A 14,256-nucleotide genomic window follows, 5' to 3' on the forward strand; every position below is an offset into this window, starting at 1 on the left:
CATGACAACGACCGCCCCGGGATCCCGGGATTCCAGGAGACGCCTGGCTTGGGCGGCTATCGGCGCAACGCTGCTGGCCCTGGCCGGCTGCGCCTCCACACAGTCCGGCGATACCGGCGGCTCGCGTGACATCGTCACCGAGTCCGACGAACCCGAGGCCCGCAGGCGCGCCCGCATCCGCATGGAACTGGCGGTGGGCTATTTCGAGCAGGGCCAGACCAACGTGGCGCTCGACGAACTCAAGCAGGTGATCGCCTCCGATCCCAGCTTTCCCGATGCGTACAACCTGCGCGGCCTGATCTACATGCGCCTGAACGACGTGCGGCAGGCGGAGGAAAGTTTTCGCCGGGCCGTCGCGCTCAACCCGCGCGATTCCAATGTGCAGCACAACTACGGCTGGCTGTTGTGCCAGCAGGGCCGCTACCCCGAGTCCCAGCGCGCCTTCGACATCGCCATGTCCAACGGTCTTTACGGCGGCCGCGCCAAGACGCTGATGGCCCAGGGCCTGTGCCAGGCACGCGCCGGCAACGTGGCGGACGCCGAGCGCAGCCTCTCGCGCTCTTACGAGCTGGATGCCGGCAATCCCATCACCGGCTACAACCTGGCCGGCCTTTTGTACAAGCGCGGCGATTTTGTCCGCGCCCAGTTCTATACGCGGCGCCTGAACAATAGCGAATTCGCCAATGCGGAGACTCTGTGGCTTGGCATCAAGGTCGAACGCCGCATGAACGACCAGGTCGCGATGAACCAGCTGGGCGAACAGCTGCGCAAGCGTTTCTCCCAATCGCGCGAGGCTACCGCCTATGAGCGGAGGGCGTTCGATGAGTGAAGACGGCGTGACCGCGGGCGTATTGCTGCGCCGCGCGCGCGAAGCGGCGGGCTTGCACGTGGCGGCCCTGGCGGTTTCGCTCAAGGTGCCGGTGCGCAAGCTCGAGGCTTTGGAAGAGGACCGGTACGACTTGCTGACCGATGCCGTGTTCGTGCGCGCGTTGGCTTCGAGCATATGCCGCACACTCAAGGTCGACCCCCAGCCGGTGCTGGACCGCCTGCCGCAAACCACCGTGCCCCGGCTCGCACGCGACGTCGACGGCATCAACGCACCGTTCCGCGCCCCCAACGATAGCGGGCCGCCCGGGTGGCTGCACCAGCTGACTCGGCCGGTATTCCTGGCGGTGTTTGGCTTGTTGCTCGCCGCACTGGTGGTCGTGCTGTTGCCCGCTCGCCAGCAAGAGAGCAGCGCGGCAGACGTGACCCAGCCGCCAACGCCAGGCTTGCCTTCGCCGGTGGTGAGCACGGTGGCGCCGGCTGAACCGGCGGTTTCGCTGCCGCCCGCCGGCCAAGCGGTTACCACCGTGGTGTCACCCGTCGTCACGGCGCCGCAGCCGGTGGATGCGGTCGCCGCCGCGTCCGCCCCCGCAACCGCAGCTTCCGGGACCGTGGTCTTGAAGGCCAAGGCGCCCTCATGGGTTGAAGTAACCGATGCCAAGGGCGTCGTGGCTGTCCGCAAGCTCCTGGCCGCCGGCGAAGCCGCGGGCGCTTCCGGCGCGCTGCCCTTGCAGGTAACCATCGGCAGGGTCGATGCCACCGAGGTGGAGGTGCGCGGCAAACCGTTCGACCTGCGGCCGGTCTCGCGCGACAACGTCGCCCGCTTCGAGGTGAAATGATGCAATTCTGCTTGCCAATAGAACCTGCGTCGCCCAAGCCGCGCCGTTCGCGGCAAGCGAACGCGGTCTGGGGGTCGCGCGTAGTCACGCTGGGTGGCGACGCGCCGGTGCGCATCCAGTCCATGACCAACACCGACACCGTGGACGCCATCGGTACGGCGATCCAGGTGAAAGAGCTGGCTGTCGCCGGCTCAGAGCTGGTGCGCATCACCGTCAACACCCCCGAAGCGGCGGCTCAGGTTCCGTACATCCGCGAGCAACTCGACCGCATGGGCATCGACGTGCCCCTGATCGGCGACTTCCACTACAACGGCCACCGCCTGCTCACCGACTACCCCGACTGCGCCCAGGCCCTGTCGAAGTACCGCATCAACCCGGGCAACGTGGGCAAGGGTGACAAGCGCGACAAGCAGTTCGGCCAGATGATCGAGGCCGCCATGCGCTGGGGCAAGCCCGTGCGCATCGGCGTGAACTGGGGCAGCCTGGACCAGGAACTGCTGGCGCACCTCATGGACATCAACAGCGCCCGGCCGGATCCCTGGGACGCCAAGTCGGTCATGTACGAGGCGCTGATCACGTCGGCCATCGAATCCGCGCATCGTGCGCAGGAAATGGGCATGGATGGCAACCAGATCATCCTGTCGTGCAAGGTCAGCGGCGTGCAGGACCTGATTTCCGTTTACCGCGAACTGGCCAAGCGCTGCGACTATGCGCTGCACCTGGGCCTCACCGAGGCCGGCATGGGCACCAAGGGCACGGTCGCGTCCAGCGTGGCGCTGGGCATCCTGCTGCAGGAGGGCATCGGCGACACGATCCGCGTTTCGCTGACACCGCAACCGGGCGAGTCGCGCACCCAGGAAGTCGTGATCGCATCGGAGATCATCCAGTCGCTGGGCCTGCGCAGCTTCGTGCCCAGCGTCACGGCCTGTCCCGGCTGCGGGCGCACCACCAGCACCACTTTCCAGGAACTGGCCAAGCAGATCGATGACTACCTGCGCGCGCAGATGCCTGTCTGGCGCGCCAAATACCCCGGCGTCGAGAAGATGAAGGTGGCCGTGATGGGCTGCATCGTCAACGGCCCCGGCGAGAGCAAGCATGCCGATATCGGCATCAGCCTGCCCGGCACCGGCGAGGCGCCCGCAGCGCCGGTGTTCATCGACGGCCAGAAGGCGCTGACCCTGCGCGGCGACAACATCGCCAACGAGTTCCACCAGATCGTCGAAAACTACATTGAGAAGCGCTTCGGCCAGATCGCCGAACACGCCTGAAGAACAACATGGCTGAGAAACTGAGTGCCGTCAAGGGCATGAACGACATATTGCCGCCCGACTCGGCGCGTTGGGAATGGCTGGAGGACAAGGTTCGCGCGCTGATGGCGCGCTACGCCTACCGCAATGTGCGCACACCGATCGTCGAGCCCACGGCGTTGTTCGTGCGCGGGCTGGGCGAAGTGACCGACATCGTCGAGAAGGAGATGTATTCCTTCGAGGACCGCCTCAATGGCGAGCAGCTGACATTGCGCCCCGAAAACACCGCCGGCCTGGTGCGGGCCGTGGCCGAACACTCCATGCTCTACGACGGCGGCAAGCGCCTCTACTACATGGGCCCCATGTTCCGGCACGAGCGTCCGCAGCGTGGCCGCTATCGCCAGTTCCACCAGATCGGCGCCGAAGCCCTGGGTTTCGCCGGGCCCGACGTGGACGCCGAAATCATCCTGCTGGCCGACGCGCTCTGGAAGGAACTGGGCATCTCGGACGTGCGCCTGGAAATCAACAGCCTGGGCCAGCCCGAAGAGCGCCGGCAGCACCGCACCGAGTTGATATCCTATCTTGAGAAGCATTCCGACACGCTCGACGAAGACGCCCGCCGGCGCCTGCACAGCAACCCGCTGCGCATCCTGGACACCAAGAATCCGGCCATGCAGGCCCTGGTGGAGGGTGCTCCCAAGCTGATCGACTTCCTGGGTGAGGCGTCGCTCGCCCACTTCAATGGCCTCAAGGCCATGCTCGAGGCCAATGGCATTGCCTACAAGGTCAATCCGCGCCTGGTGCGCGGCATGGACTACTACAACCTCAGCGTCTTCGAATTCATCACCGACAGCCTGGGCGCCCAGGGCACGATCTGCGCAGGCGGCCGCTACGACTACCTCATAGAGCAGATCGGCGGCAAGCCCGCTCCCGCCGTGGGCTGGGCTTTGGGCGTGGAGCGCGTGCTGGAACTGGTCAAGGAACGCGGAACGCCGGTTCCCGTGCCGACGCCCGATGCCTATGCGGTCGTTCCCGACGCGGCGGCGATGCCGCTGGTGCTGCGCAGCCTGCAGGCCTTGCGCGCCGCCGGTGCCAGCGTCCAGATGCACGCCAGCTCGGGCGAAGGCATGGGCAGCATGAAGTCGCAGTTCAAGAAGGCCGACGCCAGCGGCGCGCGCTATGCGCTGATTTTCGGCGCCGACGAACTGGCGCAGGGCCAGGTAACAGTCAAATCGCTGCGCGATGGCTCCGGTGGCCAGGTACAGCGGCCCTTGGCCGATCCGGGCGCCTGGGCCGCCTCCTTGCTCACCTAACTACAATCGCAGGCTCCCGGCAGGACAACGAACACAATGGCAAAACATCTCGACCTCGAAGAACAGGAACAGCTTGACGAGATCAAGCACTTCTGGAGGGAATACGGCAACCTCATCACCTGGGCGCTGATCGCCGTCTTCGGCTCCATCGCCGCCTGGAACGGCTGGCAATACTGGCAGCGCACCCAGGCCGCGCAGGCCGCGACGATGTACGACGAGGTCGAACGGGCGGCGCAGGCCGGCGATACGGCCAGGGTCGAGCGCGCGTTTTCCGACATGAAGGACAAGTTCGGCGGCACGACCTACGCGCAGCAGGCCGGCATGCTGGCGGCCAAAGTGCTCATCGAAAAGGGCAACACCGACGCAGCCAAGTCCGCACTGGCCTGGGTCGCCGACAAGTCGTCGGACGAGGGCTACCAGGCGGTGGCGCGGCTGCGGCTGGCCGGCGTGCTGGTGCAGGCCAAAGCCTATGACGACGCGCTCAAGCAGCTGTCGGGCCCATTCCCCAAGTCCTTCGAGGCGTTGGCGGCAGACCGGCGCGGTGACGTGTACAACCTGCAAGGCAAGAAGGCCGAGGCCAAGGCCGAATACATCAAGGCCTACAAGATTTCCGACGAGCGCGCGGAGTACCGCCGCCTGATCGAGGTCAAGCTCAGCGCTCTTGGCGTGGACGCGAAAGGGCTGGTGGCGGCACCCGCGCCTGCGGCGTCCGGAGCCAAACCATGATGCGATTGCGCCTAGGGCATTTCACTCGCGCGGCTTGCGTGACCGCACTCGCCGTCGGGCTGGCCGGCTGTTCGATGCTGCCCAACCTGCCGTTCTTCGGCGGGGCGGAAAAGCCCAAGCCCGCCGAATTGCCGCCCAACGCGGCCCTGATCGCCGTGCGGCCAGCCTGGAACGCCCGTGTGGGCGAAGTGAACCTGCCGCTCACCGTGAACGTCAACGGCAGCACGGTCGCCGTTGCCAGCAGCGACGGCACCATCGCCGCCATCGACGGAGCGACGGGCCGCGATATCTGGCGCACCAACATCAAAGCGCCGCTGGCAGCCGGGGTCGGCAGCGATGGCAAGCTCACTGCGGTGGTGACCCGCGCCAATGAACTGGTCGCGATATCGGGCGGCACGGAAGCCTGGCGCCAGAAGCTCGGAGCCGTGTCCTACGCCCCGCCGCTCGTGGCCGGAGGCCGGGTCTTCGTGCTCACCGCCGACCGCGCCGTCAGCGCTTTCGATGGCCAGACGGGCCGCAAGCTCTGGACCCAGCAACGCCCTGGCGAGCCCCTGGTGCTGCGCCATGCGGGCGTGATCACGGCGGTGGGCGATACCCTCGTGGTGGGCCTGTCCGGCCGCATGGCGGGACTGAATCCCCTGAACGGCAGTGTGCGCTGGGAAGCCCCGTTGGCGTCTCCGCGCGGCATCAACGACGTGGAACGCCTGGTGGATCTGGTGGGCAGTGTCTCCCGGGTCGGCGATGTGGTCTGCGCGCGGGCCTTCCAGGCCAACGTCGGCTGCGTCGACGCGGGCCGCGGCAATCTGCTCTGGACCAAGCCGGCCAATGGCGCAGAAGGCGTGCACGGTGACGACAAGCTGGTGTTCGGCAGCGAAGCCGACGGCAAGGTCGTGGCCTGGCGCCGCGAAAGCGGCGAGCGCGCCTGGGTGACTGACAAGCTCCAGTACCGCGGGCTTAGCGCGCCGCTGGCCCTGGGTCGCTCCGTCGTCGTGGGTGACAACACCGGATTGGTCCACATGCTGTCGCGCGAAGACGGCTCAATGCTCAATCGCCTGCCCACGGACGGCTCGCCGATCGTGGCCGCGCCCGTCGTCGCCGGCAATACCCTCGTGGTTGTAACCCGCAACGGCGGCATCTACGGCTTCGTGCCCCAGTAAAGATATCTTGAAACCAGTCATGGCCCTCGTGGGCCGTCCCAATGTCGGCAAGTCGACGCTCTTCAATCGCCTGACCAAGTCGCGCGATGCGATCGTGGCCGACTTCGCGGGGCTCACGCGCGACCGCCACTACGGCAATGCCAGGCAGGGCAAGCTCGAATTCATCGTCATCGACACGGGTGGCTTCGAGCCGACGGCCGAGAGCGGCATCTACATGGAGATGGCCAAGCAGACGCGGCAGGCCGTGGCCGAAGCGGATGTCGTGGTCTTCGTGGTCGATGCGCGCGGCGGCTTGTCGGCGCAGGACTATGACATCGCCAAGTACCTGCGCAAGCTGGGCAAGCCGACGTTGCTGGCGGCCAACAAGGCCGAGGGCATGACCGAGGGCGTGCAGCTGCCCGAGTTCTACGAACTGGGCCTGGGCGAAGTGCACCCCGTTTCCGCCGCGCACGGCCAGGGCATCCGCAGCCTGGTCGACAACGCCTTCGAGCCGCTGAATCTTCCGGACGAGGACGAAGAGGGCGAAGCCGAGGAGCCCGGCGTCATCAAGCTGGCGGTCGCCGGGCGTCCGAACGTCGGCAAGTCCACCCTGATCAATACCTGGCTGGGTGAAGAGCGCCTGGTCGCCTTCGACCAGGCGGGCACCACGCGCGACGCCATCTCCGTGCCCTTCGAGCGGGGCGGGCAGAAGTTCGAGCTCATCGATACCGCGGGACTGCGGCGCAAGGGCAGGGTGTTCGAAGCGATCGAGAAGTTCTCGGTCGTCAAGACGCTGCAAGCCATCGAGTCGGCCAACGTCGTGCTGCTGTTGCTGGATGCGACGCAGGGGATCACCGATCAGGACGCGCACATCGCCGGCTACATCCTGGAAAGCGGCCGCGCCGTGGTGCTGGCCATCAACAAATGGGACGCGGTGGACGAATACCAGCGCGAGCAGCTGCAGCGCCAGATCGAAACCCGCCTGGCCTTCCTGAAGTTCGCGCCGCTGCATTTCATTTCGGCCAAGAAACGCCAGGGCCTGGGCCCGGTCTGGACGGCGATCGGCCTGGCCCACAAATCGGCGATGGTGAAGATGCCCACGCCGGTGCTGACCCGCCTGCTGCTGGAAGCCGTCCAGTTCCAGCAACCGCAGCGCTCGGGCATGTACCGCCCCAAGATGCGTTACGCGCACCAAGGTGGGATGAACCCGCCGGTCATCATCGTGCACGGCAATTCGCTGGAGCACGTCACCGAAGCTTACAAGCGCTTCCTGGAGGGCCGGTTCCGCAAGGAATTCAACCTGGTCGGCACGCCCCTGCGCATCGAGATGAAGACCTCGAAAAACCCATACTCAGGCAAAGAGAACTCCTGAGCTCTTGAAGCCGCCGGGACTGTCACCAAATAGTGAGCTCTGCAGGCACCTGCCTACTTGCATGGCCCTGTTGCTGTGGTAAGGTGCAGTTTCCAACAACACATTCCGAATGCGGAACACGGAGAATATCGTGAGCAACAAAGGGCAGCTTCTACAAGACCCATTTCTAAACACCTTGCGTCGTGAGCACGTGCCAGTGTCGATTTACCTCGTCAACGGCATCAAGCTGCAAGGCCAGATCGAGTCTTTCGACCAGTACGTTGTGTTGCTGCGCAACACCGTGACCCAGATGGTCTACAAGCACGCCATCTCCACCATCGTGCCCGGACGCGCCGTGAACTTCTCGACGGCCGAAGGTCCCGAAGCCGGCGCGGCTTGACCTTCACGCGCCAGGCGCCCGGCGCCTACCTGATCTCCTGGACTTGAGTTCCGAATCGCCCGACCGCCCAACCGCTCCCACCATCCTGGTGGGTGTTGACCTGGGCTTGCCCCATTTCGACGCCGAGCTGGAAGAGCTCGGCCTGCTCGCGCAAACCGCGGGCCTGCAGCCGGTTGCGCGCGTGGCCTGCAAACGCAAGGCGCCGGATGCCGCGCTGTTCATCGGCAAGGGCAAGGCCGACGAGATCAAGGCCCTGGCCGAGGAGCTGGGCGCCACCGAGATCCTTTTCGACCAGGCGCTGAGCCCGGCGCAGCAGCGCAACCTTGAACGCCACATGGACCTTCCGGTCAACGACCGGACACTGCTGATCCTTGAAATCTTCGGCCAGCGCGCGCGCAGCCATGAGGGCAAGCTGCAAGTGGAATTGGCCCGGCTGCAATACGTCAGCACCCGGCTGGTACGCCGCTGGTCCCACTTGGAACGCCAGACCGGCGGCGCAGGCGTACGCGGCGGTCCGGGTGAAAAGCAGATCGAACTGGACCGCCGGATGATCGGCGACGCGATCAAGCGCACCCGCGAGCGGCTGGAAAAGGTCAAGAAGCAGCGCAACACCCAGCGCCGGCAGCGCGAGCGCCGCGGCGCCTTCAACATTTCACTGGTCGGCTATACCAACGCCGGCAAGTCCACGCTGTTCAATGCGCTGGTCAAGGCCAGGGCGTACACCGCCGACCAGCTGTTCGCCACGCTCGACACCACGACGCGCCAGCTCTACCTGGCCGATGCCGAAAGCACCTCGGGGGCCGGGCGATCCGTTTCGCTCTCCGATACGGTCGGCTTCATCCGCGACCTGCCGCACGGCCTGATCGACGCCTTCCAGGCCACCCTGCAGGAGGCGGCCGATGCCGATTTGCTGCTGCATGTGGTGGACGCCGCCAATCCCAATCACCCCGAGCAGATTGTCGAAGTCCAGCGCGTGCTGCACGAAATCGGCGCTGCGCAGGTGCCCCAGGTGCTGGTGTTCAACAAGATGGATGCGCTGGCGCCGGGCCAGCAGCCGCGCCAGGCCAGCGATTTGTTCGAGCTCGAGGGCATTGCCGTGCCCCGCCTGTTCGTGAGCGGGCGCACATCCGCCGGGGTGCCGGAGCTGCGGCGCCAGTTGGCGCAAGAGGTGAACCAGCGCAATGGCGATGCGGCCCAAGCCCCCCAAAATCCCGAAACTCACGAAACCACCGCCTGATTGGGCACAATGCGGCTGAGAATGAAATCCCCCCAAGAGACCAACAACAAATGAACCTTCATTTACCCAGCCTTGCAGGGCTGAAAGGCCGGATCAGGGGCATGTTCAACCTGAACGATCCGCGCTGGGGGCGAGGCGGGGACGACAAGCAGGAAAACAACCGGCCCGATCCGCAGAAACCCGAGAACGGCCGAGGCCAGGGACCCAACCAGGGCCCGCCGGACCTGGACGAGCTGTGGCGCGACTTCAACCGCAAGCTCGGGGGCCTGTTCGGCGGCAAAGGCAAGCGCCCCGACAACGGCGGCGGCTTTGGCGGCGGCGGTGGCTTCCAGCCCGACATGAAAAGCGCCGGCATCGGCGCCGGCCTGGTGGCCGCTGTGGTCGTGCTGATCTGGCTGGGCACCGGTTTCTTCATCGTCCAGGAAGGCCAGCAGGCCGTGATCACGCAGTTCGGCCGCTACAAGTCGTCGGTCGGCGCGGGCTTCAACTGGCGCCTTCCGTACCCTATCCAGCGCCATGAGCTGGTGTTCGTCACCCAGATCCGCTCCGTGGACGTGGGCCGCGACACCGTGGTCAAGGCCACCGGCCTGCGCGATTCGGCCATGCTCACCGAGGACGAGAACATCGTCGAGATCAAGTTCGCCGTGCAGTACCGCCTGAACGATGCCCGCGCCTTCCTGTTCGAGAGCAAGAACCCGGCGGACGCCGTGGTTCAGGCCGCCGAAACGGCCGTGCGCGAAGTGGTCGGCAAGATGCGCATGGACTCGGCCCTGGCCGAGGAGCGCGACCAGATCGCACCGCGCGTGCGCAACCTGATGCAGGCCATCCTCGATCGCTACAAGGTGGGCGTCGAAGTCGTGGGCATCAACCTCCAGCAAGGCGGCGTGCGTCCGCCCGAGCAGGTGCAGGCCGCTTTCGACGACGTGCTCAAGGCCGGCCAGGAGCGCGAGCGCGCCAAGAACGAGGCGCAGGCCTATGCCAACGACGTGATTCCCCGGGCCGTCGGTTCGGCAGCTCGCCTGAAGGAAGAAGCCGACGCCTACAAGGCCCGCATCGTGGCCCAGGCCCAGGGTGATGCGCAGCGCTTCAAGTCCGTGCTGGCCGAGTACCAGCGCGCTCCCCAGGTCACTCGCGACCGTATGTACCTGGACACGATGCAGCAGATCTACAGCAGCGTGACCAAGGTCCTGGTCGAGTCGCGCCAGGGCTCGAACCTGCTGTACCTGCCGCTGGACAAGATCATGCAGCAGGTAGCAGGAGGCGGCGTGGTCGCTCCTGAATCGCCCGCCGCCGCTCCCACGGCGCCCAGCGCTCCCGCCGGCAGCCCCGCCGACTCACGCACCCGCGACAACTCGCGCACCCGCGAGCGCGAAACGCGCTAAGCACCGGGAGAAAAACACATGAACAGAATCGGATTCATCGTCTCCACGGCCCTGGTGAGCTTGGCGTTGCTCAGCTCCATGCTCTTCGTCGTGGACCAGCGCCAGTTCGGCGTGGTCTATGCGCTGGGCCAGATCAAGGAAGTGATCACCGAGCCGGGCCTGAACTTCAAGCTGCCGCCGCCGTTCCAGAACGTGTCGTATATCGACAAGCGCCTGCTCACGCTCGACAGCCCCGACCAGGAACCCATGCTGACGGCCGAGAAGCAGCGCGTGGTGATCGACTGGTACGTTCGCTGGCGCATCACCGATCCGCTCCAGTACATCCGCAACGTGGGCCTGGACGAGGCGGCGGGCGCCAACCAGCTCAACCGGGTGGTGCGCAATGCCTTCCAGGAAGAGATCAACCGGCGCACGGTGCGCGAGCTATTGTCGGTCAAGCGCGAACAGCTCATGAACGACGTCAAGCGCGAGGTGCTCGAGGTCGTCAAGGGCGCCAAGCCTTGGGGCGTGGACGTGGTGGACGTGCGCATCACCCGCGCCGACTACGTCGATGCCATCACCGAATCGGTGTACCGCCGTATGGAGGCCGAGCGCAAGCGCGTGGCCAACGAGTTGCGCTCCACCGGCGCGGCGGAAGGCGAAAAGATCCGTGCCGATGCCGACCGCCAGCGCGAAGTGGCGATCGCCAATGCCTACCGCGATGCACAGAAGATCAAGGGTGAAGGCGATGCGCAGGCGGCTTCCATTTATGCCGAAGCCTTCGGGCGCGACCCGCAATTCGCCCAGTTCTATCGCAGCCTGGACGCCTACAAGGCCAGCTTCAACAAGAAGGGCGACGTGGTGATTCTCGACCCGTCCGGGTCCGATTTCTTCAAGGCGTTCCGCAGCAGTGGCAGCGGTGCGGCAGCTGCCGCTCCCGCAAAGAAATAACTTGGACAGCGACACGTTCTGGGCGGCGCTGGCCCTGGTGTTGGTGCTCGAAGGGCTGTTCCCGTTCATTTCCCCGGGCGGCTGGCGCAACACCTTCCAGCGGCTGCTTGCCATGCAGGACGGGCAGCTGCGCTTCTTCGGGCTGTGCAGCATCCTGCTGGGCTTGCTGCTGCTCTGGGTGGTCTCCTAAAAGGGGCTGTCTCGCGGGGCCGGTAAAATACCGTTTTTAACAGCCTCCCCCTTTTCACATGTCCGCCTGGGTCCTTCCGGATCACATCGCCGATGTATTGCCCTCCGAGGCCCGGCACATCGAAGAACTCCGACGCGAATTGCTAGACACGGCGCGCGGCTACGGTTACGAATTGGTCATGCCACCGTTGCTGGAGCACCTGGAGTCGCTGCTCTCCGGCACCGGCGAAGCGCTGGACCTGCAGACCTTCAAGCTGGTGGACCAGCTGTCGGGCCGCATGATGGGCCTGCGGGCCGACACCACGCCGCAGGTCGCCCGCATCGACGCCCATCTGCTCAATCGTCAGGGCGTGGCGCGCCTGTGCTACTGCGGCCCGGTGCTGCACACCCGCCCGGATCGCCCCCATGCCACGCGCGAACCTTTGCAGTTCGGCGCCGAAATCTATGGCCACGCCGGCCTGGAAGCCGACCTGGAAGCGCTGCTGCTGGCCCTGGACTGCCTCAAGGCCACGCAAGTCACCGACCTGACCGTCGATATGGCCGATGCCCGCATCGTCGTGTCGCTGCTGGCCGGGGTGGCGGTGGACGCAGCGACGCTGGCCCGGCTGCATGCCGCACTTGCCGCCAAGGACTCCAGCGAGCTGGCTGCGCTGACGAAGAATTTTCCGGCGGCGGCGCGCGAGGGCCTGCGGGCGCTGGTGTCGCTGTACGGCGATGAGAAGGTCCTGCTCGAAGCCAACAAATGCCTGCCGCCCGGGCCCGCCCTGCACGAGGCCCTGGCCAACCTGAAATGGCTGGCGGGCCACCTGCAGGGAGCCAAGGTCAGCTTCGACCTGGCCGACATGCGCGGCTACGCCTACTACAGCGGCGCCCGTTTCGCGGTCTATACGCCGGGTGCCAGCGACGCGCTGGTGCGGGGCGGCCGCTACGACGAGGTGGGCGCCGTGTTTGGCCGCAACCGGCCCGCCGTGGGCTTCAGCCTCGACGTGAAGGAACTGGTGGCCGTCGTCGCCAAGCGGCCGCTCAAGGCGGTGATCCGCGCCCCCTGGCTGGACGGCACGAAGGACGCGGCCGAACTGCGCACCGCCATCGCGGCATTGCGCGGGCAGGGCGAAACCGTGGTCTGCGTGCTGCCGGGCCATGAGAGCGAAATCGACGAATTCCAATACGACCGCGAGCTGACCAAGAACGGCAGCGCGTGGATCGTCAGGCCCCTTTGATGTGGCCCCCACGCTTGCCACTCCGTGCCGCGCTGCCCCCCGAGGGGGCCCAGCCGCCTTGGGGCGGCCCGGCGGCGGCTGATCTTTATTTTTTGGATTGAGGTTTTGATGACGAAGACAAAGGGCCGCAACGTGGTCGTGGTCGGCACCCAATGGGGCGACGAGGGCAAGGGCAAGCTGGTGGACTGGCTGACCGAGATGGCGCAGGGCGTGGTTCGGTTCCAGGGCGGCCACAACGCCGGCCACACGCTGGTAATCAACGGCGTGAAGACGGCGCTGCATTTGATCCCCAGCGGCATCATGCGCCCGGGCGTCAAGTGCTACATCGGCAACGGCGTGGTGCTGTCGGCGGCCAAGCTGTTCGAGGAGATCGAGGGGCTGGAGAAAGCCGGCGTCGAGGTGCGTTCACGCCTTCGCATCAGCGAGGCCTGCCCACTGATCCTGCCGTTCCACGCGGCGCTGGACATTGCGCGCGAGACGCTGCGCGAGCAGGGCGGCACCGAGAAGATCGGCACCACCGGCCGCGGCATCGGCCCGGCCTACGAAGACAAGATCGCCCGCCGCGCGCTGCGCGTGCAGGACTTGAAGCATCCCGATCGCTTCGGCGAGAAGCTGAAGGTGGTGCTGGAACTGCACAACTTCGTGCTGACGAAGTTCCTGAATGCGCGGCCCGTGGACTACCAGGCGGTGTTCGACGAGTCGATGAAGCACGCTGAGCTGCTCAAGCCCATGATGGCCGACGTTTCGCGCGAGCTGAATGAAGCCCACATCCACGGTGACAACCTGCTGTTCGAGGGCGCCCAGGGCACGCTGCTGGACGTGGACCATGGCACCTACCCGTACGTGACCTCCAGCAACTGCGTGGCCGGCAACGCCTCGGCCGGCGCCGGCGTGGGCCCCGGCATGCTGCACTACATCCTGGGCATCACCAAGGCCTATTGCACCCGCGTGGGCGGCGGGCCGTTCCCGACCGAGCTCGACTGGGAAAAGCCCGGTACCGTGGGCTACCACCTGTCGACCGTGGGCGCCGAAAAGGGCGTCACGACCGGCCGCAGCCGCCGTTGCGGCTGGTTCGACGCGGCGTTGCTCAAGCGCAGCGCCCAGGTCAACGGCCTGTCGGGCCTGTGCATCACCAAGCTCGACGTGCTGGACGGCATCGAGCAATTGCAGTTGTGCACCGGCTACAAGCTCGACGGTGAATACACCGACATCCTGCCGCTGGGCGCCGACGAGATTTCCCGCTGCGAGCCCGTCTACGAAGTGATGGAAGGCTGGAGCCAAAGCACGGTGGGTGTCACCCAATACGAGAAGCTTCCTGTCAATGCGCGTTTGTACCTGCAGCGAATCGAGCAGGTAACCGGCGTGCCCATCGATATGATCTCGACCAGCCCGGACCGCGATCACACGATCATGATGCGGCACCCCTATTTGCCTTGAGCCCTTGAGCAGGAGCAGTTGCGT

At 66.0% G+C, this 14,256-nt stretch carries 14 protein-coding genes; all 14 read left to right on the forward strand.

Annotated features, from left to right (window positions below; all coding sequences use genetic code 11):
* Nucleotide 1 precedes the first annotated feature (1 nt).
* Nucleotides 2-829, forward strand: coding sequence for a type IV pilus biogenesis/stability protein PilW (gene pilW, locus HNE04_RS00090; RefSeq protein ID WP_172215618.1), 828 nt, complete (start codon nucleotides 2-4; stop codon nucleotides 827-829).
* A complete protein-coding gene (locus tag HNE04_RS00095) occupies nucleotides 822-1,664 on the forward strand; it encodes a helix-turn-helix domain-containing protein (protein ID WP_172215620.1) in 843 nt (280 codons plus the stop codon). The genes pilW and HNE04_RS00095 overlap by 8 nt, the downstream gene beginning before the upstream one ends.
* Nucleotides 1,664-2,932 (forward strand): flavodoxin-dependent (E)-4-hydroxy-3-methylbut-2-enyl-diphosphate synthase, encoded by a 1,269-nt coding sequence (ispG, locus tag HNE04_RS00100; protein WP_172215622.1) that lies wholly within the window; start codon nucleotides 1,664-1,666, stop codon nucleotides 2,930-2,932. Before HNE04_RS00095 ends, ispG begins: the two co-directional genes overlap by 1 nt.
* A gap of 8 nt (nucleotides 2,933-2,940) precedes the next feature.
* On the forward strand, nucleotides 2,941-4,224 hold the full coding sequence (gene hisS / locus HNE04_RS00105; protein ID WP_172215624.1) for a histidine--tRNA ligase: 1,284 nt from the start codon (nucleotides 2,941-2,943) through the stop codon (nucleotides 4,222-4,224).
* A 36-nt stretch (nucleotides 4,225-4,260) separates the two neighbouring features.
* Complete coding sequence (locus tag HNE04_RS00110) at nucleotides 4,261-4,950, forward strand: YfgM family protein (RefSeq protein WP_172215626.1); 690 nt, start codon at nucleotides 4,261-4,263, stop codon at nucleotides 4,948-4,950.
* A complete protein-coding gene (gene bamB, locus HNE04_RS00115; RefSeq protein ID WP_172216720.1) occupies nucleotides 4,950-6,107 on the forward strand; it encodes an outer membrane protein assembly factor BamB in 1,158 nt (385 codons plus the stop codon). Before HNE04_RS00110 ends, bamB begins: the two co-directional genes overlap by 1 nt.
* 7 nt (nucleotides 6,108-6,114) lie before the next feature.
* The gene (gene der / locus HNE04_RS00120; RefSeq protein ID WP_172215628.1) at nucleotides 6,115-7,458 is read left to right on the forward strand and encodes a ribosome biogenesis GTPase Der; all 1,344 of its coding nucleotides are present in this window, start codon (nucleotides 6,115-6,117) and stop codon (nucleotides 7,456-7,458) included.
* A gap of 130 nt (nucleotides 7,459-7,588) precedes the next feature.
* Complete coding sequence (gene hfq, locus HNE04_RS00125; protein ID WP_407926576.1) at nucleotides 7,589-7,837, forward strand: RNA chaperone Hfq; 249 nt, start codon at nucleotides 7,589-7,591, stop codon at nucleotides 7,835-7,837.
* Between the two features lie 37 nt (nucleotides 7,838-7,874).
* A complete protein-coding gene (gene hflX, locus HNE04_RS00130; RefSeq protein WP_407926581.1) occupies nucleotides 7,875-9,074 on the forward strand; it encodes a GTPase HflX in 1,200 nt (399 codons plus the stop codon).
* A gap of 50 nt (nucleotides 9,075-9,124) precedes the next feature.
* Nucleotides 9,125-10,456 (forward strand): FtsH protease activity modulator HflK, encoded by a 1,332-nt coding sequence (gene hflK, locus HNE04_RS00135; protein ID WP_172215632.1) that lies wholly within the window; start codon nucleotides 9,125-9,127, stop codon nucleotides 10,454-10,456.
* An 18-nt stretch (nucleotides 10,457-10,474) separates the two neighbouring features.
* Nucleotides 10,475-11,386, forward strand: a complete 912-nt coding sequence (gene hflC / locus HNE04_RS00140) for a protease modulator HflC (RefSeq protein ID WP_172215634.1) — start codon at nucleotides 10,475-10,477, stop codon at nucleotides 11,384-11,386.
* Between the two features lies 1 nt (nucleotide 11,387).
* Entirely contained in the window at nucleotides 11,388-11,576 is a 189-nt protein-coding gene (locus HNE04_RS00145; protein WP_172215636.1) for a DUF2065 domain-containing protein, read from the forward strand.
* Nucleotides 11,577-11,634: 58 nt separating this feature from the next.
* Nucleotides 11,635-12,795, forward strand: coding sequence for an ATP phosphoribosyltransferase regulatory subunit (locus tag HNE04_RS00150; RefSeq protein ID WP_172215638.1), 1,161 nt, complete (start codon nucleotides 11,635-11,637; stop codon nucleotides 12,793-12,795).
* A gap of 108 nt (nucleotides 12,796-12,903) precedes the next feature.
* Nucleotides 12,904-14,232, forward strand: coding sequence for an adenylosuccinate synthase (locus tag HNE04_RS00155; RefSeq protein ID WP_172215640.1), 1,329 nt, complete (start codon nucleotides 12,904-12,906; stop codon nucleotides 14,230-14,232).
* Nucleotides 14,233-14,256: the final 24 nt, after the last annotated feature.

It is taken from the genome of Caenimonas soli (assembly GCF_013155545.1).
Taxonomy (GTDB): Bacteria; Pseudomonadota; Gammaproteobacteria; order Burkholderiales; family Burkholderiaceae_C; genus Ramlibacter; species Ramlibacter soli.

Coding starts and splice junctions, on each gene's coding strand:
- pilW (WP_172215618.1), top strand. CDS start 2: ATGACAACGACCGCCCCGGGATCCCGGGATTCCAGGAGACGCCTGGCT.
- HNE04_RS00095 (WP_172215620.1), top strand. CDS start 822: ATGAGTGAAGACGGCGTGACCGCGGGCGTATTGCTGCGCCGCGCGCGC.
- ispG (WP_172215622.1), top strand. CDS start 1,664: ATGCAATTCTGCTTGCCAATAGAACCTGCGTCGCCCAAGCCGCGCCGT.
- hisS (WP_172215624.1), top strand. CDS start 2,941: ATGGCTGAGAAACTGAGTGCCGTCAAGGGCATGAACGACATATTGCCG.
- HNE04_RS00110 (WP_172215626.1), top strand. CDS start 4,261: ATGGCAAAACATCTCGACCTCGAAGAACAGGAACAGCTTGACGAGATC.
- bamB (WP_172216720.1), top strand. CDS start 4,950: ATGCGATTGCGCCTAGGGCATTTCACTCGCGCGGCTTGCGTGACCGCA.
- hflK (WP_172215632.1), top strand. CDS start 9,125: ATGAACCTTCATTTACCCAGCCTTGCAGGGCTGAAAGGCCGGATCAGG.
- hflC (WP_172215634.1), top strand. CDS start 10,475: ATGAACAGAATCGGATTCATCGTCTCCACGGCCCTGGTGAGCTTGGCG.
- HNE04_RS00150 (WP_172215638.1), top strand. CDS start 11,635: ATGTCCGCCTGGGTCCTTCCGGATCACATCGCCGATGTATTGCCCTCC.
- HNE04_RS00155 (WP_172215640.1), top strand. CDS start 12,904: ATGACGAAGACAAAGGGCCGCAACGTGGTCGTGGTCGGCACCCAATGG.